The organism is Stenotrophomonas sp. (genome assembly GCF_032066555.1).
Taxonomy (GTDB): Bacteria; Pseudomonadota; Gammaproteobacteria; order Xanthomonadales; family Xanthomonadaceae; genus Stenotrophomonas.
The window spans coordinates 37,054-56,347 of the sequence record NZ_DAMBKV010000015.1; the positions used below are offsets into that span (position 1 = coordinate 37,054).

Consider the following 19,294-nt stretch of genomic DNA (forward strand, 5'->3'; position numbering starts at 1 on the left):
GCCATGCTCGGCAGAGGCTTTGCCGGTGAGGCTCCTGCCGAGCATGGCTCGGCACTACGCTTTTGCTCTCTCCCTTTGGCGTAGCCAAGGGGAGGGTTGGGGAGGGTTGGGGAGGGGTAGGCTTTTCGGGTATTGCAGGTAGTGCCCTGTAGCGCCGAGCCATGCTCGGCTGTGGCTTTACCGGTGAGGCTCCTGCCGAGCATGGCTCGGCACTACGTTTTTGCTCCCTCCCTTTGGCGTAGCCAAGGGGAGGGTTGGGGAGGGGGAGGTTTTTCAGGTATTGCCGGTAGTGCCCTGTAGCGCCGAGCCATGCTCGGCTGAGGCTTTACCGATGAAGCCCCTGCCGAGCATGGCTCGGCACTACGTTTTTGCTCCCTCCCCTTGGCGTAGCCAAGGGGAGGGTTGGGGAGGGGTAGGCTTTTCAGGTATTGCGGGAAACGCCCGGTAGAGCCGAGCCATGCTCGGCTGTGGCTTTGCCGGTGAGGCTCCTGCCGAGCATGGCTCGGCACTACGTTTTTGCTCCCTCCCTTTGGCGTAGCCAAGGGGAGGGTTGGGGAGGGGGAGGTTTTTCAGGTATTGCCGGTAGTGCCCTGTAGCGCCGAGCCATGCTCGGCTGAGGCTTTACCGATGAAGCCCCTGCCGAGCATGGCTCGGCACTACAGGTGGCGCGCTTGGCGCTCAGTCGCGCAGGACCTCGCCAGTGGCGGCCACGCGGATGCGGGTCGGTTGGGCAAGGCCGCCGGTGGCGCCGTCCAGCAGGCCATCCAGCAGGACCAGCAGGGCCGGGTCCAACTGCTCACGGGAGCGCGCCGGGGGCTCGCCGGCGAGGTTGGCACTGGTTGATACCAGCGGGCCGTCCCAGGCCTTGCACAGGGCCTGTGCCAGCGGATGCGCGCTGACCCGTACGGCGATGCCGGTGTGCTCGCCAGTGATCCAGCGTGGGGCACGTGGGCCGGCTGGGACGATCCAGGTGTTGGCGCCGGGCCAGCTGTCCAGCACCGCTTGGCGGCGATCGGCAGGCAGGGCATCCAGCTGCACCCAGCCTTCCAACTGCGCTGGACTGGCGGCGATCAGGATCATGCCTTTCTCGACCGGGCGCTGTTTCAGCGCCAGCAGCTTCATCACTGCGGTTTCGTTGGAAGGATCACAGCCCAGGCCCCAGACCGCTTCGGTCGGGTAGGCGATCACGCCGCCGGCCTTGAGGGCCGGGACGACGCTGTGCAGGTCGAGTTCGAGCATGGTCAGCACCGTTGGAGGGCCAGCGCGTTCGATGGCGCTGGTCCGCGAAAGGACGCAAAGCAAAGGCCGCCCGGTGGGCGGCCTGCTGCGGGTGGCGCTGATTATCCGCTTGTTGGCGGGGGAGGGGAGATGAAAGCAGTAGCAGTGCTGGTTCCCACCCTCGGGAGCAAAGCCTACCCTCATCCGTCCTTCGGACACCTTCTCCCGGAGGGAGAAGGAAGTGCAGGTTCAGAACGGCGGTGCGTCGTCGGCGGCCGACTTCTTCACTGCCTTCTTGGCGACGGTCTTCTTGGTGGCCTTCTTCGCCGCGGTCTTTTTGGTTGCGGCTTTCTTGGTGGCCGCCTTCTTGGCCGGGGCCTTCTTCGCGGCGGCCTTCTTCGGTGCGGCTTCCTTCTTGACCGTGGTCTTCTTGGCGGCCTTCTTGCCGAAGCCCTTGCGCACCGGCTTGCCGGTTTCGGCCATCAGCTGCTCGACTTCGGCCAGGGTCAGCGAGGCCGGCTCGCGGTCCTTGGGAATCTTGCCGTTCATCTTGCCGTCGCTGATATAGGGGCCGAAGCGACCGTTCAACACCTGGATGTCCGAGCCCTCGAACTCCTTGATGATGCGGTTGCGGGCGATCTCTTCCTTCTCTTCGATCAGGAAGATGGCGCGGGCCAGGTCGATCTTGTAGGGATCGTCTTCCTTGGTCAGCGAGGCATAGGTACTGCCGCGCTTGGCGAACGGGCCGAAGCGGCCGATGCCGACGGTGACTTCCTCGCCATTGGCGTCGGCGCCAAGCTTGCGCGGCATGTCGAACAGCTTGAGTGCTTCTTCCAGGCTGATCGAGTAGATGCTCTGGCCCGGCTGCAGCGAGGCGAACTTGGGCTTTTCCTCATCATCGACGGTGCCGATCTGCACCATCGGGCCGAAGCGGCCGATACGAGCGGTGACGTCCTTGCCGCTGACCGGGTCCGGGCCGAGCACGCGCGCGCTGCCGGCATCGGTGCGGTCCAGTGATTCGCTCTTGTCGGTGACCAGTTCCTTGAACGGGCCCCAGAAGCGTTCCATCAGCGGCACCCACTCTTCCTCGCCGCGCGACACCGCATCCAGCTCGTCCTCGAGCTTGGCGGTGAAGTCGTAGTCGACGTACTGGGTGAAGTGGCTGGACAGGAACTTGCTGACCGCGCGGCCCACGTCGGTCGGCTTGAAGCTGCGGCCTTCCATCTCGGTGTATTTGCGGAACAGCAGGGTCTGGATGATCGAGGCGTAGGTGGACGGACGGCCGATGCCGTATTCCTCAAGCGCCTTGACCAGTGCTGCTTCGGTGTAGCGCGGCGGCGGCTGGGTGAAATGCTGGTCGGCGACGATACGGTCCAGCGGCACGCGGTCGCCGGGCTTCATCAGCGGCAGCTTGCGGCCTTCGTCCTCGTCCTCGGCGCTCTTGCTGTCCTTGCCTTCCTCGTACACGGCAAGGAAGCCGGGCACCACCACGGTGGTGCCGCTGGCGCGGAACACGTGCTCGCTGCCGGCCGACAGGTCGACGCTGACGGTGTTCAAGGTAGCCGGGATCATCTGGCAGGCGACGGCGCGCTTCCAGATCAGCTCGTACAGCTTGCGCTCGTCATCGGTGAGGTACTTGCCCACCTGCGCCGGGGTACGCAACGCGGAGGTCGGGCGCACGGCTTCGTGGGCTTCCTGCGCGTTCTTGGATTTGGTGGTGTATGTGTTGGGCTTGTCCGGCAGCGCGCTGATGCCGTAGTCGCGGGCAATCACGTCGCGGATCTCGGCCAGCGCGTCCTGCGACAGGCTCACCGAGTCGGTACGCATGTACGTGATCAGGCCAACGGTGCCTTCGTCGCCGATCGCCACGCCTTCGTACAGTTTCTGCGCCACCTGCATGGTCTTGCGGGTGGTGAAGCCGAGCTTGCGCGAGGCTTCCTGCTGCAGCGTGGAGGTGGTGAAGGGCGCGGCCGGGCGGCGCTTGCGCTCCTTGCTGGCCACATCGGTGACATGCAGCGCGCCCTGCGCCGCCTGCTGGATGCGCAGGCGCGCGGCCTCGGCGGTGTCGCCATTGGTAATGGTGAACTGCTCGAACTTCTGTCCGTCCAGCTTGATCAGGCGGGCATTGAAGTGCTGCGAAGGATGCGCACAGGCGGCCTCGATGCTCCAGTACTCGCGCGAGATGAAGGCTTCGATCTCTTCCTCGCGCTCGACGATCATGCGCAGCGCCGGGCTCTGCACGCGGCCGGCGGACAGGCCACGCTGCACCTTGCGCCACAGCACCGGCGACAGGTTGAAGCCGACCAGGTAGTCCAGCGCGCGCCGTGCCTGCTGGGCATCGACCAGGTCCGAGGCGATCTCGCGCGGCTGGGCAATGGCTTCCTTGATCGCACGCGGGGTGATTTCGGTGAACACCACGCGCTGCATCGGCTTGCCATCGGACAGGCCGCGCTGCTTCAGGATCTCGGCGATATGCCAGCTGATGGCTTCCCCCTCGCGATCCGGGTCGGTCGCCAGCAGGATGTCATCGGCGCCCTTTGCGGCTTTGGCGATGGCTTCGACGTGCTTCTCGTTCTTCTCGATCAGGTCATAACGCATGGCGAACCCGTTCTCGGGGTCGACCGCGCCTTCCTTGGGAACCAGGTCACGCACATGCCCATACGAGGCCAGGACCGTGTAGTCCTTGCCGAGGTATTTATTGATCGTCTTGGCCTTGGCCGGTGATTCGACGATGAGCAGGTGCTTGGGCATGTCAGTACATTCTTGGGGCGGAACGCCCGTGTGGGGGCGCTAGGGTGGCTTAAACCGGGACGATAGTGAAGCCGATGTTTGGGTTGTGCATAAGCCGACGCCCGGGTTGCGGCCCGGGCGTTCAGCTTGGTTCCTTATTAGAGGAATCATGCCGGAGGGGCTTGTGTCAAGCCGCCCCCGGCAATTTGTCAGTTGAAGCCAGCTGCGGCAATGCCAATGATCACCACAAGCCCGATCAGGCAAAGCATGCCCAGGCCAACCAGCGACAGGATCACGATGGTGACCGTGCCCAGGCCCTGCTGCTGCCACTCCGGATGTTCGGTGAAGGCGAACTTGTCCACCACCAGGGTGTCGCAGATGATGTCATGCAGGGCCTGCTTGCGCTCGGTGAAGGCGGCCATCACAAAACCGATGCACAAGGTGATGCTGCTCAGGAGGTAGGCGAAGAAGCGGCCCACCGCGCGACCGAGGGTCAGGCGCTCACCGTTGCTGCGCACTACCTTGATGCCCACGGCCATCTTGCCCAGCGTGGCCTGGTACTTGGACGAATGCATCCATGCCGGATACATCAGGTTGCCGGCGAAGATCAGCAGGTAACCGACGCCCATGGTCACGATCATGCCAATGGAGCCGGCGGCGGAGTCCGAGCTGCCGGCCACACCGCCGACAATCGCGCCGAGGATGCTCAGCGGGATCAGCACGATGTAGGTGAACATCGTCATGATCACATAGTCGATGAAATAGGCGGCGACACGCTTCCAGAAGCCTGCCTGCACCACCAACCCGCCCTGTACCGCCGCCGGGTCCACATCCTGCGGACGGCTGGCGGGCGCGGCATAGGGGGAATGCGCATCGGTGTCGGTCGACACCGGGGCTTCGGCCGCAGTGACCGGGGCTACCAGCGCCTCGCCGCTTTCGATGGCGGCATAGTCGTTGCGCAGGTCGATGCCGGTGTTGGCCTGCGCCAACAGCTGCAGTTCGTCGGTCACCGTTGAGAGCGACTGCCACTGCGGCATGCCTTCACGCCATACCAGGGTGTCCAGGTCGATCTCGCCCGCGCGGAATTTATCGCGGAGGGCGTCCGCTTCAATCGGACCATGCCGCTCGCGCTGGGCATCAGCGTAGTACCACTGACTCATCATTTTCCCCATGAAAGTTGTAGCCGTTGCCAATCAACCGCGACAGTTGCTTGGCAGGTATCGGTCTTCGACATCGGAGCTGCATTGCCACGTGCCGGTCTGCGTATCGTAGTCGAGCCAGATGCTTCTGCCGTCAAGCTGGGCCTGCTTGGGCGCGTGCAGGCGTGCTTCCAGCCCGCAATGCGCCTCTTCGAGACGGCCGATACGGACCTGGGCGATGTCGCCGTCGGCATAGCTTTCCGGGCTGCCGAAGCCTTCGTCGTCGTTGATCGGGCAGCGCTCGTTGGCGGCCACGAACGCGACCACCTGTTGTTTCAGGTCGAGCAGCTGGCCCTGCACCATGGTGGTCTTGGAGCGCAGCAGATACTCCTGGTAAGCCGGCACGGCAATGGCCGCGAGAATGCCGGCAACGGCCAGCAGGATGACCCCGACCACCGCCGCGATGATGCCGGCAATCGCGCAACCGGACATTCCCGGCCGCGGTGCCGCCGAGGCGGCGCTGTGGATTGCGTGCGGGCCCTGCGGCAATGCTGGCGGAACCGGCTGCGGGCTTGCCGGGGCAGTCCGTTCCAGTGTGAGCCCAAGCTCGCTGGCGAAACCGCGCAGCGGCTGCCAGTCGCTGGCGCCCTCGCGCCAGACCAGGGTGTCCTCGTCGATGCGACGGGAATGGAACAGCGCGACGATATCCTCGTCGCTGATCGGGCCGCGGCGTTCGCGGTTGCCCTCGGCGTAGAACCACTGGCTCACGTAGGTGTTGTCCTTATGCATCCCTGCACGCCGTTGCCGGGCTTAGTGCAGGGGTTCGGGTTCGTCGACGAACATCTGGGTTTCCATCCATGCATAGGCAGCTTCCGCGCCGGGCTGGTTGAACAGCACCATCAGCACCACCCACTTCAGGTCGTCCAGATCCAGTTCGTCCTGGTCCAGGGCCATGGCGCGATCCAGCACCAGTTCGCGCTGGTCGGCGTCAAGGATGCGCTGCTGTTCAAGAAACAGCAGGAAGCCGCGGCTTTCCACATCAAGCTTGTCCAGCTCCGGGCCATGGAATACGCGCACCGGCCCGTCAACGCGTGGCTGTGCCACCGCGGGGCGTTGTTCTGCCAAGGCATCGAGCCAGTCGAAGGCCTTGTTGATTTCGGCGGGACTGAAACCGGCCTGGATCAGGCCGTTCTGTAGCGAGTCGCGGTCTCGGATGAGATCAGCATCTTCGCTGAAATAGTGTTCAAACAGGTACAGCAGGACGTCCAGGATGCTCTCTTTCATTGCCCCTCGGCCTGCGCCATCGGCGCTGTGGAGGTGAAGAAACCTTCAGGTGCGGGTGTAACGGCCGTGCGCGGACGACACCCTCCCTTCCAATTCCATGAGCAGCAGCATGGAGGACAGGCTGGCGGCCGTCAATCCAGTGCGCTCGATCAGTAAATCCATACCGGTTGGGTCATAACCCAAGGCATCCCACAATCGCTGGTAGTCTGGGTCCGGTGGCGTGACGGCCGGGTGCTGGCCGGACGGTACAGGGGAGATGGGGGTCTGAAGCCGGGTTTGCAAGGCGCAGGCCAGTTCGCCGGCCAGATTGGCCACGCCTTCAAGAATGTCGTCGATGTGTGTCACCAAGGTTGCACCTTCGCGTATCAGCCGATGGCAGCCGCGCGCCATCGGGTTATGGATGGAGCCGGGCACGGCAAAGATCTCGCGCCCGGCTTCGCTGGCCAGGCGGGCGGTGATCAGCGCGCCGGAGCGTTCAGCGGCCTCGATCACCACGGTGCCCAGTGCCAGTGCCGCCAACAGCCGGTTGCGCGCAGGGAACTGGCCGCTGCGCGGCGGTGTGCCGGGCGGGTATTCGCTGATGACGGCACCTGCGGCGGCGATCTGCGCCTGCAATTGGCGGTGATGGCGGGGGTAAGCCAGGTCAGGGCCGGTGCCGATCACCGCATAGGTACTGCCGTTGCAGGCAAGTGCTGCCCGGTGCGCGGCGGCGTCGATGCCGGCGGCCAGGCCGCTGGCAATGGTGAGGCCGTGCCCCGCCAGGGCGGAGGCGAAGTCGCGGGCGATGTCGCGACCGCCGGCGCTGGGCATGCGGCTGCCGACGATGGCGATCGCCGGTTGCCAGAGACTCGTGGGGTTGCCGGCCAGGAACAATGCCAGTGGCGGATTGGGGCTGTCGCGCAGCAGGGATGGGTAATCCGGGTCACCCCAGCCGATCAGGTGGTGTGCATCGTCGGCCAGCCACGCGTTGGCGCGCGCCCAGTCGTCGGCAGCGGGCTTTGCCAGGGCTTGGCACTGGGCCGGTGTGCAGCCCGCCGCCTGCCAGCCTTCCTTGCCGGCGGCCATCGCGGCGCTGCCGGTGCCGTGCTGGTCGAGCAGTCTGCGCAACGCGGACAGGGGGCCGCCGGCCAGGGCCAGGGTCAACAGGTCGGGGCAACAGGGCGGGGCGGGGGGAGCGGTGATGATTGTTCGAGGCATGCCCCAGCCTGCCGCTGCAAACAACAACGGCGCCCTCGGGCGCCGTTGTCTTGAAGCGTAAGGCTAGCGCTTACTGCGCGTCCGGGTGCTTCAGCTCGTAGCCAAGGCGCGCCGGCTTGGTGCCTTCCATGATGAGTGCGTAGCTGACCTTGTCGAAGGTGCGGAACACCATCGCATGGGCCGCATACTCGTCCGGCAGGGCAACCCGGCCTGCGCCACCCTTCAGTGCGTCGTCGGCACGCGAAGAGCCCGGGTACTGCATGCGGTGGGCAACGTGGCTGCCGCTGCGCCAGATCGAGAACACCGTGCCGTTGTTGATGCCCTCGCGTGCGCCACCGGAGATGGCGATGACATCGCGCGGGCCGCCGCTGGTGAAGGTGTCGGTCACGGCAAGCACGCGCAGCTGGCCCGGTGCCGGGGCGGTGGCCGGGGCATGCGGGATGAACTGCAGGTCATACGGGTTGATCTGTACCGGCATCAGGCGGTCGCCCCGGCGCACTTCGCTGCCGCTGGCTTCCAACTGCAGGGTGGAGGCCTGCACATCGCCGCTGGCGACCTGGGTCAGGGTGCCGACATTGACCTGGGCCAGCTCGTAGCCGAGCACCTCGTTGCGGTCATTGGTGGCAATGAAGCTGCCCCAGAGGTTGCCGCTGCCCGGGGTGACCTTGCCGCGGTTGTCCAGGTCCTCGGTCGGCTTGGGTTGGGCAAAGCGCACGGTCGGACGCACCACCATGTAGCGCTGGCCGGCCTGTGCACCGTCCAGGCCCATGACATAGGCCTTCTGCCCGGCGCTGGCGCGCAGGCGGTTGTCTTCCAGGCCGACCACATAGGGCAGGTCTTCGAAGCTGTCGACGACGTTCAGGTTCTTAAGGAAAGGCTCAACGTCCGACAGCGGTACGCCGGTGATCGGGGCTTCCTGGCGCGGGCCGGGCTGGGCCGTCACGCGGTCCAGATAGGCCAGGCTCAGAACGTCGCCCGGATAGATCAGGTGCGGATTCTTGACCTGCGGGTTGGCCTGCCAGATTTCCGGCCAAAGCCACGGCTTCTTCAGGAAACGTGCCGATATGTCCCACAAAGTATCGCCCTTGCGCACCACGTAGGTGTCAGGGTGAGTGCCGTTCATTTCGACGGCCACGGCATAGGTCGTGACGGTCAGCATCGCCACGGCGGCGACCGTACGTAATTGTTTCAACATGGTTGCGATCTGCCTGATTCCCCAACAGGTTGTCGCACTATATTGCAGAAACGGGCGCGCCGGGCAAGCGCAAGCGGTAGAATTGGGACATCTTGCCGAAATAAGCGGCATCCCAGATTGGTATCGCCATGGCCCTCCTGCCCATTCTTGAGTTCCCAGACCCGCGCCTGCGCACCAAGGCGGCCCTTGTCGAGGCTGCCGAAGTGACCACGCCGGCCTTCCAGCAGTTGATCGACGACATGCTGCAGACCATGTACGACGCTCCCGGCATCGGCCTGGCCGCCAGCCAGGTGGACGTCCATAAGCGCTTCATGGTCATCGACGTCAGCGAAGAGCACAACGCGCCGCAGGTATTCATCAATCCGCAAATCGTCAGCGCCAGCGAAGGCGGCCGCGTCTATCAGGAAGGCTGCCTGTCGGTACCGGGCATCTATGCCGATGTCACCCGTGCCGATTCCATCGTGGTGCGCTTCCTCGACCGTGAGGGCAAGCCGCAGGAGCTGGCCGCCGATGAGCTGTTGGCCACCTGCATCCAGCACGAGATGGATCACCTGGACGGCAAGCTGTTCATCGACTACCTGTCGCCGCTCAAGCGCGAAATGGTGCGCAAGAAGCTGGCCAAGTCGCGCAAGCACGTAGCCTGATTCAAGGGTGGGATCGGGGCGTCGGGATTGGGGATTGGCAAGAGCAGGTTGTGCCGCGCCTCCCGGATGTCCTGGCGCTCTGTTCTATCTCCTTGACCTGCACGCTCCTTTTTTGATTCGCGATTGTTGGCAGCTGCCGCTGCGTTGTTCTTGCCAATCCCGGATCCCGAATAGCGAATCCCCGCCCAATGAAAATCATCTTCGCCGGTACGCCGGAATTCGCCGTTGCCTCGTTGGCTGCCGCTGCGCGCCAGCATGAAGTGGTAGCGGTCTACACCCAACCGGATCGCCCGGCTGGGCGTGGTCGCGGGCTGATGCCCTCGCCGGTGAAGCTGGACGCCATCGCGCGCGGCATCCCGGTGTTCCAGCCGGAGAGCCTGAAGACCGCCGAAGCCCAGCAGCAGCTGCGTGACCTGCAGCCGGACCTGATGATCGTGGTGGCCTACGGCCTGATCCTGCCCAAGGCGGTGCTGGCCATTCCGACCCATGGTTGCTGGAACGTACATGCCTCGCTGTTGCCGCGTTGGCGCGGTGCGGCGCCCATCCAGCGCGCGATCGAGGCCGGCGACGCCGAGACTGGCGTCTGCCTGATGCAGATGGAAGCAGGGCTGGATACCGGCCCGGTGTTGTTGCGCCAGCACACCCCGATCAGCGACACCGATACCGGTGGCCAGTTGCATGACCGCCTGGCACAGTTGGGCGCGCAGGTGCTGTCCGACGGTCTTGGGCTGTTGCGTGCTGGCCTCAAGCCGGTGCCGCAGCGCCAACCGGAAGCGGGCGTCACCTATGCGCACAAGCTGGACAAGGCTGAAGCCAGGCTCGATTGGGCGGAGCCGGCAGCTGCGCTGGCGCGCCGCGTGCGCGCCTTCAATCCTTGGCCGGTGGCCGAGGCCATGCTGGCCGGCGAGCGGGTACGCATCCACGGCGCGGTCGCCATTGACGACAATCATGGCCAGGCCCCGGGCACGGTGATCGGCGCCACGCGCGAGGGTATCGACATCGCCTGCGGGCAGGGCGCGTTGCGCCTGCGTGTGGTGCAGCGCGAAGGCGGCAAGGCGATCACCGCGGCGGACTACCTCAACGCGCGCCGCGATCTGCGGGTCGAGGGCTGAGGCGATGACGGTGGTGAGTTCTTCGCCGTGGGGAAAATCCGCGGCGGCACAGCCCGGCGTGCAGACCCGCGCGCTGGCGGCCAAGGTGCTGGCGGCCGTCATCGGCAAAGGCCGCTCGTTGAAAGCCGAACTCGGTGCGGCCCTGCCCAGGCTCGACGATGGTCGTGACCGGGCACTGCTGGAAGCCATCTGTTTTGCCGTGTTGCGTCGGCGCGCGGTCTACGATCAGGCGCTGCGGCAGTGGTTGCAGAAGCCGCTGGGCGCACGCGACAGCGATCTGCGCGCATTGCTGATGGCGGGCTTCGCACAGTTGGATGTTCTGCAGCTGCCCGCCCACGCCGCGCTGTCGGCGACGGTGGACGCGGCGCGCGCGCTGGGCCGTGAGCGGCAGGCCGGCATGGTCAACGCGCTGCTGCGCCGCGCGCAGCGCGAAGGCTTTGCCGAGGCACGCGCCGAGGATGCGTGGCCGGCATGGTTGTTGGCACAGGTGCGTCGTGATTGGCCGCAGCAGGCGTCTGAAATCATCACGCAAAGCCTGCAGCCGGCACCGATGTGGCTGCGGGTGAATCGGCAGCAATATGCGCGCGATGCCTATCTGGTGCTGTTGGCCGAGGCCGGCATCGACGCCGTGGCCGAGCCCTTGTCCGCCGACGCGGTGCGCCTGCCGGTTGCCGTGCCGGTGGCAAGTCTGCCGGGTTTCGCACAGGGGGCGGTATCGGTGCAGGATCTGTCCGCGCAACAGGTGGCCGATGCCTTGCAGGCGCCGTCCGCGGCGCGTGTGCTCGATGCCTGCGCCGCGCCGGGCGGCAAGTCCGCGCATCTGCTTGAACGCGATCCCTCGTTGCGGTTGCTGGCGCTGGATGTGGATGCACGACGCCTGCAGCGCATCCGCGAAACCTTCGCCCGTACCGGCGTCGGTGCGCAGGCGCAGGTACTGGCGGTGGATGCCGTCGATACCGCCGCCTGGTGGGATGGCGTGGCATTCGATGCGGTATTGCTGGATGCGCCCTGTTCGGCCACTGGCATCATCCGTCGCCAACCCGATGTGCTGCTGCATCGTCGCGCCGAGGACATCAGTGCGCTGGCTGCATTGCAGGCGCGGCTGCTGGACGCACTCTGGACGGTGCTGCGCCCGGGTGGCGTGCTGCTCTATTCGACCTGCTCGATCCTGCGCCAGGAGAACGGCCAGCAGGTGGCCGAGTTCCTCGCCCGTACCCCTGATGCACGGGTGCAGGCCTTGCCTGATGCCTTCGGGCACGACGTTGCCGGCAGCCGTCAACGGCTGCCGGGCGAGCAGGGTGGTGACGGCTTCTTCTATGCGCGTTTGTTGAAAGCGGACTAGACGGCAGAACCTGGATTTCGTCGAAATCCGATCAAGCCCGCGGCGCCGCTGCCGATGAAAGGAAAGCCCCGTCGCACTGCGCTGGCGGGCAGGTATGAACGAGGGATGGACGCTTGCTGATCAGGTACTATCATGGCTCGCAGCTGTGCTCAGGATGGCTCCTGAAGCGTCGGGAGCCTGTGTTGATTCTTCTCCAGGATCGCTTCGCGCAATGACCCGGCCGTCCGCTGATATCCCCTTGTATGTCATCAACCTGCCGGCATCGGTCGATCGTCGTGCCTCGATCCTGCAGCAGGCGGCGGCGCTGGGCCTCGAGGTGACGGTACGGGATGCCGTCAATGGCAGTGAGCCGCACCCGCTGTTTGCGAAAGTGGACGAGAAGCGTCGGCTGGCCTGCAAGGGTCGCCCGTTCCGTCCCGGCGAGATCGGCTGCTGGGCCAGCCACTATCTGTTGTGGCAACAGTGCGTGGACAGCGGCCGGCCGATGATCGTGCTGGAAGACGATATCGTCATTGATCCGCGTTTCGTCGACGTCCTGCGTGACCTGCCGTCACTCCCGGACTCGGTAGGTTATTTCCGCCTGCATGCGGCGGCCCGGCCCAGTTCGCCCTGGGTGCAGTTCGGTGACTTCGTATTGCATCGTTACTGGCGCAGTCCCTTGTGCACCTTCGGTTACTACCTGGCACCGTCGGCGGCGGAAAAGCTGCTTCGTCATGCCGATCGCTGGGTGTTGCCGGTCGACGACTACATGGACCTGGCCTGGTTGCACGGCGTGGAATGCCTGGGGCTCAAGCCCGGCGTGGTGCGTAGCGGTGACCTGTTTGCATCCGTGATCCAGGTCGGGCGCAAGGCCAAGCCGGGTGTCAGTTTCTCCGGATGGTTGAGCCGCGAAGCCTACCGCGCCGGCCTGAGCGTGCGCTGGTTTGCCTATAACCTCGCATCGCGGCTGCGTTGGCGTGCACGTGCGAGCAATGGCTGATCGACCGGGCGCGGCTTTGGGCGCCGCTCAGCGGCGCCGGGCGGCACGTCCGAGCAGGATGCTGATCGCCCGTTCGTAGCGCTTCCACCATGGTGCATCCCCGCGCAGTGCGATGTTGGCGTAGCGTTGCCGTTCCTTGCGGCTTGGTTGTGGTTTGGTGCGGTACTCGCGTTTGGCCAGGCTGCAGCACCCTGGGTCCAATCCGCTGCGCGCCGCGTATACGCGGACGATGCCGTAGTTGCGCAAGCCGTCGCGGTACAGGCTGATGGGTTCGCGGCGGCTGGCCCACCAGCCGTTGTTGCCATGGGTGCGGTACTCCACGCAGGCGGTGGGCAGGTAGTACTTGCGCGCCCCCAGGATGCTGGCGCCGTGCACCACACAGGCATCGGCGCACAGTTTCCATTGGCGACGGAAGCTGTGCGGCAGGTCCAGTACGTTCTCGGCCCAGCCGCGGCGCAGCGATAGTGCCGAGGTCGGTGCGCCATACCAGGGCACCAGGAAGTAGGTGCTTATCGCGGTATAGCCCAGATCGATGGGCGTGGTGCTGTGCTCATAGCGGATATCCAGCGTATCGACACCGAAGGTCTGCAGGTCGCTGAAGACGAAGTCGATGTCGCGACGGGCATCGTAGAGCGCACCGATCTTCTCCAGGTAGCCAGGCTTCCAGCGATCATCGGCATCGAGGAAACAGATCACGTCGGCGGTGGCGGCGGCCACGCCGCGCTGGAATGCGGCCAGCTGTCCTTCGTTCTCGCCGAACAGCAAGGTGACCCGCGCATCGTCGCCATAGCGCTGGCGCAGCAACGCCGGCGAGCCATCGCGGGAACCATCATCCACCACCAGGATCTGTGTTGCAGCACGGCTCTGTGCCAAGGCGCTGTCTATCGCCTCGCAGACGAAGGCGGCGTAGTTGTAGTTGGTGATGACGACGGCGAAGGTGGTCATGCGTTGTCTCCGGCCAGCAGTTTGCGGAAGTAGGCGATGGTTTCCTTCAGGCCGTCTTCCAGTGCGACCCTGGGTTGCCAATCCAGCTTTTCACGGGCCAGCGCGATGTCGGGCTGGCGCTGGCGCGGATCATCCGAGGGCAGTGGCCGATACACCAGGCGCGAACGGCTGCCGACCAGGCGCACGACCGTCTCGGCCAGTTCCAGCATGCTGAACTCGCCGGGATTGCCGATGTTGATTGGACCGGTGAAGCCGCGCTCGGTATCCATCATCCGCAGCATCGCCTCGATCAGGTCATCCACATAGCAGAAGCTGCGGGTCTGGGTGCCGTCGCCGAACAGGGTGATGTCCTCGCCGCGCAGTGCCTGCACGATGAAGTTGCTCACCACGCGGCCATCGTTGGGATGCATGCGTGGGCCGTAGGTGTTGAAGATGCGCACGACCTTGATGTCCAGTGCGTGCTGGCGGTGGTAGTCGAAGAACAGCGTTTCGGCACAGCGCTTGCCCTCGTCATAGCAGCTGCGCACGCCGATCGGATTGACCCGGCCCCAATAGGCTTCCTGCTGCGGATGCACCTCCGGGTCGCCGTAGACCTCGCTGGTGGAGGCTTGCAGGATGCGCGCATCCAGGCGTTTGGCCAGGCCCAGCATGTTGATCGCGCCATGCACCGAGGTCTTGGTGGTCTGCACCGGATCATGCTGGTAGTGCACCGGCGACGCCGGGCAGGCCAGGTTGAAGATGCGCTGCACCTCGACATACAGCGGGAAGGTGACGTCGTGGCGCAGCAGCTCGAAGTCGGGATTGCCCAGCAGATGGGCGACGTTGCGCTTGCTGCCGGTGAAGTAATTGTCCACGCACAGGACGTCATGGCCTTGCTGGATCAGCCTGTCGCATAAATGAGAGCCAAGAAATCCCGCACCACCTGTGACCAGGACGCGTTCCATGAAAGGCTCTCTGCATGTGGAGGGATGCCGGTGCTGTGTTCAGCCCCTCGCCGGCAAGGTCATTCTGCCATGGTCCGCATCCAGCGGCGGAGAGGAACGCATGAAAGCGTTTGTCAGGTGCTGCTGGCGGGGCTGACAGGGCTGCCCCGCCCCGGCATCAGGTCCAGGCCCAGCGCCGCGGAAAATGCCGCCGAGCCCCAGGCCGCCCATTTGACCGCGTCACGGCGGCGCAGCAACAGGCTGTAGACCACCACGGCCGGGACTGCTGCGACCATCAGCTTGGCCAGGTGCATGCGGCCGGCGGCGTCGCCGACATAGCGGCGGATCGCGATCTGGCGCGAGCGTGCATAGTGGAAGCGTTTGATGAAATCGGTGCGCAGGCTGGGGGTGGAAGACGCACCGCCCTTGTGGAAAGCACGTGCGGCAGGCTGCAGCAGGCATTGGTAGCCGGCCTGGGCCAGGCGCAGGCAGAGGTCATCGTCCTCGTAGTACAGGAAAAATACCTCATCAAATCCGCCGATGTCGCGGAATGCGCGGGTTCGCAACAGCTGGCAACAGCCGTGGATCCAGTCGGCGCTGATGACCTTGTCCGGCACGGTGCATGTGCTGTCGACATCAGGCTTGAAGAACGCCTCGCGATGCGAGATCTGCGGGACCGTCTCGCTGCGCCAGTTCTGCGGACCGACCACGCCAGCCTGCGGGTGCGCCTGCATGCAGTCCAGCAGGCACTGCAGGTCCTGCGGGGCGATGACGCAATCAGGATTCAGCAACAATGCAAAAGGGGTCTGCACCGTTGACATCGCCTGGTTGTTGGCGCTGCCATAGCCGGCGTTGGCGCCACGGCTGATCAGACGTGCGTGCGGGATATGCCGGGTGATGCGCGCCACGGTATCGTCGCTGCTGCCGTTGTCGATGATGACGACATGCGGGAACGCGGCCAGGGTTGCGCCCATTGCCTCCGCAAGAGTCGAACTGTTGTAGGTGACGCAGACGATGGTCACCTCATCAAACGACGGGCTGGGCTTCATGAGGTGGGGTCGCGCTCTCTGCCGATACCTTGCCAGGGGAAGCTGCCCAGCGGGACGCATGCCATCAGCAGGACGAAGACGTGGCGATGGGTGAAGTTGCTCCATAACCCATTGGCCAAGCCTGCCGCGACATAGATGATGAGGATGCTGGCAAAGATACCCTTTTGTGGGTCGCGCAGCTTGTTCACGTGGCCGGCAAAACAGCACAACAGCACGGCGAAGATCAGCAGGCCTGCGGCGCCCTCCTCGGCGAGGATGAGCAGTGCCTCCTGGTGCGGGTGGCCGGTGATGAACGGTGCCGAGCCGGGGATGTCGCGCATCTGCTCCAGATAGAGCGGCTCCCATTGGTTCAGGCCGTGCCCGAGCACCGGTGCGTCGGCGATGATCGGCAGGGTCTGCTGCCACAACCACAGGCGGATGCCGCTGGAGGTGGCCTCACGGGCGATGAGGTAACCATCCACCTCTTCGGTGACCGAACTCAGCATGCGTTCGCGGATGCTGGGAGTCGACCATAGCGTGCCGATGATGAGGATGACCAGGCCGCCGCTGATCAACAGCGTGCGCCAACCATTGAAACGGTGTGCGACCAGGCGGTAGATCCAATATCCCAGCAAGGGCAGCAGCACGATGTAGGTGGTGCGGCTTTGGATCAGCACGACCACATTGAACAGCACCAGGGCGGCACCGGCCAGGGCGGCAATCCGCCAACGCCGGTCAGTGCTGTTCAGGCCCACGGCGACCAGCATCGACATCAGGATCAGGCTGGCCAGCCCCTGCTGGGTGTACTCCTTGAATACCGTGTTGCGCATCGAGGAGTGGACCTCGGCAATCGCTCGCTGCGGCACCAGCCCGAACTGCATCAGGTAGGAGATGACCACCACCAGGCCGGCGGCAACGGCGAAGGCAGCCAGTGCGCGCCAGCGCCAGCGCGAATCGCGCAGCAAGCTGGCGATCAGCGCCGGGTAGATGCAGCCCCACATGGCAGCGTCGCGAAAGGCCGGGTCGCCACGGCTGATCCATGCATGCAGCGCGCTGGCGAACAGCACCCCGAACCAGACCAGGAAGCCGATCACCACCGGTTCGCGCAGGGCGGCGCGCCAGCGCGGCAGCAGTTCGGCACCGGCCAGCGAACACAGCAGGCTCAGGCCCAGCAGGATGTTGGTGGCCGGCTTGTTGATGGGCGCGGCAAACACGCTGAGCACCGCGCACCACTGCCCGACCGTCAGCAGCCGTGTACGGAACGCCTGTAGCAGGGAAGGGGGTCGGACCGCAGACAAATGATTCACGTAGGGGATCACACCGGTTGGGCGTGGGGACGCCGCGGGGGAAAGTGGCAGTGACAGCGGGACGGCCACCGGGCAACCAGTCTGATTCTCAGTCGGCAGAACTTACAATTCTAGCGATGGGCACCTGCATCTTCAACGAACCGCAAACCATGTTCAGGAGGTATGCGGGCCGGGGTTCAGCAAGTGCCCGAGGGCCCCACAGCCACGCTATTTATGGGTGTTGCCATCGGCCGGTGGGGTCACCAGCGGCTGCCCGTTCTGCAACAACCACAGCATGATGGTCTTCTGTCTTACGTAGTTGGCGCTGACGAAGGCCTCGATCAGCCCCGGCCAGCCATCCAGGAAGCCGCGCTTCACCACATAGCTGCGGATGAAGCGCCAGCTCGGGGCGATGATCAGCTTGCCCAGGCTGGCGCGCTTGCCCTTGCCAAACTCATGTTCGGCCATCATCCGTGCGTACTTCTGCTTCTTGTCCAGCAGTTGCAGGAAGCTGCGGTAGGGGTGGTGCAGCAGGTCGCCCTTGAGCAGCGCGGCCGGGCCATCCAGGGTGACCGCTTCGTGGATCTCGCGATCGCCGCGCCAGCCACCATGGCGGCGGTCGAACAGGCGCAGCACCCGGTCCGGATAGGCGGTGCCATGGCGCAGGAAGCGGCCGAAGTACTCCGAGCAGCGCGCGAAGCGGTAGCCGACGGCGCGGTTGAAGCCGGCATCGCGTTCGGCCTCGATGGCGGCGCGCAGTTCCAGGTTGACCCGCTCATCGGCGTCCAGGCACAGCACCCAGTCGTGGCTGGCCTGCTCCACGCAGAATGCCTTCTGGCTGCGGAAGCCGGTGAACGCCCGCTGCACCACGCGCGCACCCGCAGCTTCGGCCACGGCGACGGTGGCGTCGCTGGAGAAGGAGTCCACCACCACGATCTCGTCGCAGAACGCCAGCGAGGCCAGGCAGTCGCCAATGCGGTCGGCTTCGTTGAAGGCGATGATGCAGGCCGACAGGCGCGGGCGCTGGGCGGGCAGGGTGGTGCTTGGGCTGGGCATGCGGGGGCTGGCATTGGGGAACGGGCCAAAGCCTAGCAGCGACGGCTTCCACTGGCGATGCGATAATCGCCGCATCCCGCGAAATCCAGGAGCCCCCCTCCGTGCCACGTCACTATCTGCTGTACGGCTCCGAGCGCTACGCGCTGGCCATCCTCCGCCCGCTGCAGGCGGCGATCCGCGCGCGTGGTGATGAGGCGGCATGGTTCTTCGATGGCCCCGGCGCCAGTGACCTGACCGCCGATGAGACCTTGCTGACGGTAGAGCAGGTGCGTGCATGGAACCCCTGTGCGGTGATCACCTCGTCCAACGCGGTGCCGCACTTCTTCCCCGGGGTGAAGGTCGAAACCTTCCACGGCTTTGACGCCGGCAAGCCGCGCCATATCTATATCCGCGGCTTCTTCGACCTGTACTGCACCACCGGCCCGCGCGATACCGCTGCGTTCTCGGAGCTGGCACAAAAGGCCGGACATTTTTCGGTGGTGGAAACCGGCTTCCCGAAGATCGACCCGTTCATGAGCCAACTCAAGGACGAGCCCGATCCCGTGCGCGAGCCGCCGGTGATCCTGTACCACTCGACGTTCTCGCCGTCCTGGAGCGCCGCGGGCATCCTGTACGACGAGATCAAGCGGCTGTCGCAGACGGGTGAATGGCGCTGGATCGTTACTTTCCATCCGAAGATGGACCCGGAAATCACCGCCAAGTACCGCGCGCTGGAAGGCCCCTACCTGCGTTTTGCCGATGACGACAACATCCTGGACCTGTTCCCGCAGGTGGACATGATGTGCTCGGACACCTCCTCGGCACTCAACGAATTCCTGCTGACCTACAAGCCAGTGGTCACGTTCAAAAACCGTCGCCCGGGCCCGCAGTTGCTGGACATTGATGACCCGGCACAATTTGAACCTGCGATTCGCACCGCCTTGTCGCGGCCGCCGGAGTTGATGGCGGCGGTGCGCCAGTTTGCCGATCAGCTGCACCCTTACCGCGATGGCCAGTCCAGCGAGCGCATCCTGCAGGCCATTGATGACTTCATCGCCAAGGGCGGGCGCAACCGCAAGCCCAAGCCGCGCAACTGGTGGCGCAAGATCAAGCTGCGCAAGCGTATTGGTTACTGGGGCCCTGCGCGGGTTTGAGAACCAGCAACTTCGCTTTGCCACGATGCCGAGGGCGAAGTCGGGGTGTGGCGACACGGTTGTAGCCCGGGTAAGCGCAGCGC

17 protein-coding genes are annotated in these 19,294 nt (G+C 65.1%); 5 read left to right on the forward strand and 12 right to left on the reverse strand.

Features of this window, described 5'->3' with window-relative positions; all coding sequences use genetic code 11:
• Nucleotides 1-678: 678 nt before the first annotated feature.
• The 7 genes from RT131_RS15290 to RT131_RS15320 form a co-directional block, all read right to left on the reverse strand.
• Nucleotides 679-1,239, reverse strand: coding sequence for a Sua5/YciO/YrdC/YwlC family protein (locus RT131_RS15290; RefSeq protein WP_313173649.1), 561 nt, complete (start codon nucleotides 1,237-1,239; stop codon nucleotides 679-681).
• A 228-nt stretch (nucleotides 1,240-1,467) separates the two neighbouring features.
• The gene (locus RT131_RS15295) at nucleotides 1,468-3,969 is read right to left on the reverse strand and encodes a DNA topoisomerase I (protein WP_313173650.1); all 2,502 of its coding nucleotides are present in this window, start codon (nucleotides 3,967-3,969) and stop codon (nucleotides 1,468-1,470) included.
• Between the two features lie 188 nt (nucleotides 3,970-4,157).
• A complete protein-coding gene (locus tag RT131_RS15300; RefSeq protein WP_313173651.1) occupies nucleotides 4,158-5,108 on the reverse strand; it encodes an RDD family protein in 951 nt (316 codons plus the stop codon).
• A 33-nt stretch (nucleotides 5,109-5,141) separates the two neighbouring features.
• Complete coding sequence (locus RT131_RS15305; RefSeq protein WP_313173652.1) at nucleotides 5,142-5,876, reverse strand: GYF domain-containing protein; 735 nt, start codon at nucleotides 5,874-5,876, stop codon at nucleotides 5,142-5,144.
• 21 nt (nucleotides 5,877-5,897) lie between these two features.
• On the reverse strand, nucleotides 5,898-6,371 hold the full coding sequence (locus tag RT131_RS15310; RefSeq protein WP_313173653.1) for a DUF494 family protein: 474 nt from the start codon (nucleotides 6,369-6,371) through the stop codon (nucleotides 5,898-5,900).
• 45 nt (nucleotides 6,372-6,416) lie between these two features.
• Nucleotides 6,417-7,568: a DNA-processing protein DprA gene (gene dprA / locus RT131_RS15315; protein WP_313173654.1), complete on the reverse strand. Its 1,152-nt coding sequence runs from the start codon at nucleotides 7,566-7,568 to the stop codon at nucleotides 6,417-6,419.
• Between the two features lie 70 nt (nucleotides 7,569-7,638).
• Nucleotides 7,639-8,763 carry a LysM domain-containing protein gene (locus RT131_RS15320; protein WP_313173655.1) on the reverse strand — a complete coding sequence of 375 codons (1,125 nt, stop codon included), beginning with the start codon at nucleotides 8,761-8,763 and terminating at the stop codon, nucleotides 7,639-7,641.
• 128 nt (nucleotides 8,764-8,891) lie between these two features.
• Between RT131_RS15320 and def the strand changes: the two genes are divergently transcribed.
• The 4 genes from def (at nucleotide 8,892) to RT131_RS15340 (ending at nucleotide 12,840) form a co-directional block, all read left to right on the forward strand.
• The gene (gene def, locus RT131_RS15325; protein ID WP_313173656.1) at nucleotides 8,892-9,407 is read left to right on the forward strand and encodes a peptide deformylase; all 516 of its coding nucleotides are present in this window, start codon (nucleotides 8,892-8,894) and stop codon (nucleotides 9,405-9,407) included.
• 188 nt (nucleotides 9,408-9,595) lie between these two features.
• On the forward strand, nucleotides 9,596-10,519 hold the full coding sequence (gene fmt / locus RT131_RS15330) for a methionyl-tRNA formyltransferase (protein ID WP_313173657.1): 924 nt from the start codon (nucleotides 9,596-9,598) through the stop codon (nucleotides 10,517-10,519).
• A gap of 4 nt (nucleotides 10,520-10,523) precedes the next feature.
• Nucleotides 10,524-11,861: a 16S rRNA (cytosine(967)-C(5))-methyltransferase RsmB gene (rsmB, locus tag RT131_RS15335; RefSeq protein ID WP_313173658.1), complete on the forward strand. Its 1,338-nt coding sequence runs from the start codon at nucleotides 10,524-10,526 to the stop codon at nucleotides 11,859-11,861.
• A gap of 211 nt (nucleotides 11,862-12,072) precedes the next feature.
• Entirely contained in the window at nucleotides 12,073-12,840 is a 768-nt protein-coding gene (locus RT131_RS15340) for a glycosyltransferase family 25 protein (RefSeq protein WP_313173659.1), read from the forward strand.
• A 27-nt stretch (nucleotides 12,841-12,867) separates the two neighbouring features.
• On the opposite strand, the gene RT131_RS15345 is transcribed toward RT131_RS15340, so the two are convergent.
• From RT131_RS15345 to RT131_RS15365, 5 genes are all read right to left on the reverse strand, one after another.
• A complete protein-coding gene (locus RT131_RS15345) occupies nucleotides 12,868-13,785 on the reverse strand; it encodes a glycosyltransferase family 2 protein (RefSeq protein WP_313173660.1) in 918 nt (305 codons plus the stop codon).
• Nucleotides 13,782-14,729 (reverse strand): UDP-glucuronic acid decarboxylase family protein, encoded by a 948-nt coding sequence (locus RT131_RS15350; protein WP_313173661.1) that lies wholly within the window; start codon nucleotides 14,727-14,729, stop codon nucleotides 13,782-13,784. Before RT131_RS15350 ends, RT131_RS15345 begins: the two co-directional genes overlap by 4 nt.
• Nucleotides 14,730-14,842: 113 nt before the next feature.
• A complete protein-coding gene (locus RT131_RS15355; RefSeq protein ID WP_313173662.1) occupies nucleotides 14,843-15,757 on the reverse strand; it encodes a glycosyltransferase family 2 protein in 915 nt (304 codons plus the stop codon).
• Nucleotides 15,754-17,043, reverse strand: coding sequence for an O-antigen ligase family protein (locus tag RT131_RS15360; RefSeq protein ID WP_313173663.1), 1,290 nt, complete (start codon nucleotides 17,041-17,043; stop codon nucleotides 15,754-15,756). Before RT131_RS15360 ends, RT131_RS15355 begins: the two co-directional genes overlap by 4 nt.
• A 207-nt stretch (nucleotides 17,044-17,250) precedes the next feature.
• The gene (locus RT131_RS15365) at nucleotides 17,251-18,078 is read right to left on the reverse strand and encodes a glycosyltransferase family 2 protein (RefSeq protein ID WP_313173664.1); all 828 of its coding nucleotides are present in this window, start codon (nucleotides 18,076-18,078) and stop codon (nucleotides 17,251-17,253) included.
• Between the two features lie 101 nt (nucleotides 18,079-18,179).
• Here RT131_RS15365 and RT131_RS15370 point away from each other — a divergent pair, with 101 nt between their 5' ends.
• On the forward strand, nucleotides 18,180-19,211 hold the full coding sequence (locus tag RT131_RS15370; RefSeq protein ID WP_313173665.1) for a CDP-glycerol glycerophosphotransferase family protein: 1,032 nt from the start codon (nucleotides 18,180-18,182) through the stop codon (nucleotides 19,209-19,211).
• Nucleotides 19,212-19,294: the final 83 nt, after the last annotated feature.

Coding starts and splice junctions, on each gene's coding strand:
- RT131_RS15290 (WP_313173649.1), bottom strand. CDS start 1,239: ATGCTCGAACTCGACCTGCACAGCGTCGTCCCGGCCCTCAAGGCCGGC.
- RT131_RS15295 (WP_313173650.1), bottom strand. CDS start 3,969: ATGCCCAAGCACCTGCTCATCGTCGAATCACCGGCCAAGGCCAAGACG.
- RT131_RS15300 (WP_313173651.1), bottom strand. CDS start 5,108: ATGAGTCAGTGGTACTACGCTGATGCCCAGCGCGAGCGGCATGGTCCG.
- RT131_RS15305 (WP_313173652.1), bottom strand. CDS start 5,876: ATGCATAAGGACAACACCTACGTGAGCCAGTGGTTCTACGCCGAGGGC.
- RT131_RS15310 (WP_313173653.1), bottom strand. CDS start 6,371: ATGAAAGAGAGCATCCTGGACGTCCTGCTGTACCTGTTTGAACACTAT.
- dprA (WP_313173654.1), bottom strand. CDS start 7,568: ATGCCTCGAACAATCATCACCGCTCCCCCCGCCCCGCCCTGTTGCCCC.
- RT131_RS15320 (WP_313173655.1), bottom strand. CDS start 8,763: ATGTTGAAACAATTACGTACGGTCGCCGCCGTGGCGATGCTGACCGTC.
- def (WP_313173656.1), top strand. CDS start 8,892: ATGGCCCTCCTGCCCATTCTTGAGTTCCCAGACCCGCGCCTGCGCACC.
- fmt (WP_313173657.1), top strand. CDS start 9,596: ATGAAAATCATCTTCGCCGGTACGCCGGAATTCGCCGTTGCCTCGTTG.
- rsmB (WP_313173658.1), top strand. CDS start 10,524: ATGACGGTGGTGAGTTCTTCGCCGTGGGGAAAATCCGCGGCGGCACAG.
- RT131_RS15340 (WP_313173659.1), top strand. CDS start 12,073: ATGACCCGGCCGTCCGCTGATATCCCCTTGTATGTCATCAACCTGCCG.
- RT131_RS15345 (WP_313173660.1), bottom strand. CDS start 13,785: ATGACCACCTTCGCCGTCGTCATCACCAACTACAACTACGCCGCCTTC.
- RT131_RS15350 (WP_313173661.1), bottom strand. CDS start 14,729: ATGGAACGCGTCCTGGTCACAGGTGGTGCGGGATTTCTTGGCTCTCAT.
- RT131_RS15355 (WP_313173662.1), bottom strand. CDS start 15,757: ATGAAGCCCAGCCCGTCGTTTGATGAGGTGACCATCGTCTGCGTCACC.
- RT131_RS15365 (WP_313173664.1), bottom strand. CDS start 18,078: ATGCCCAGCCCAAGCACCACCCTGCCCGCCCAGCGCCCGCGCCTGTCG.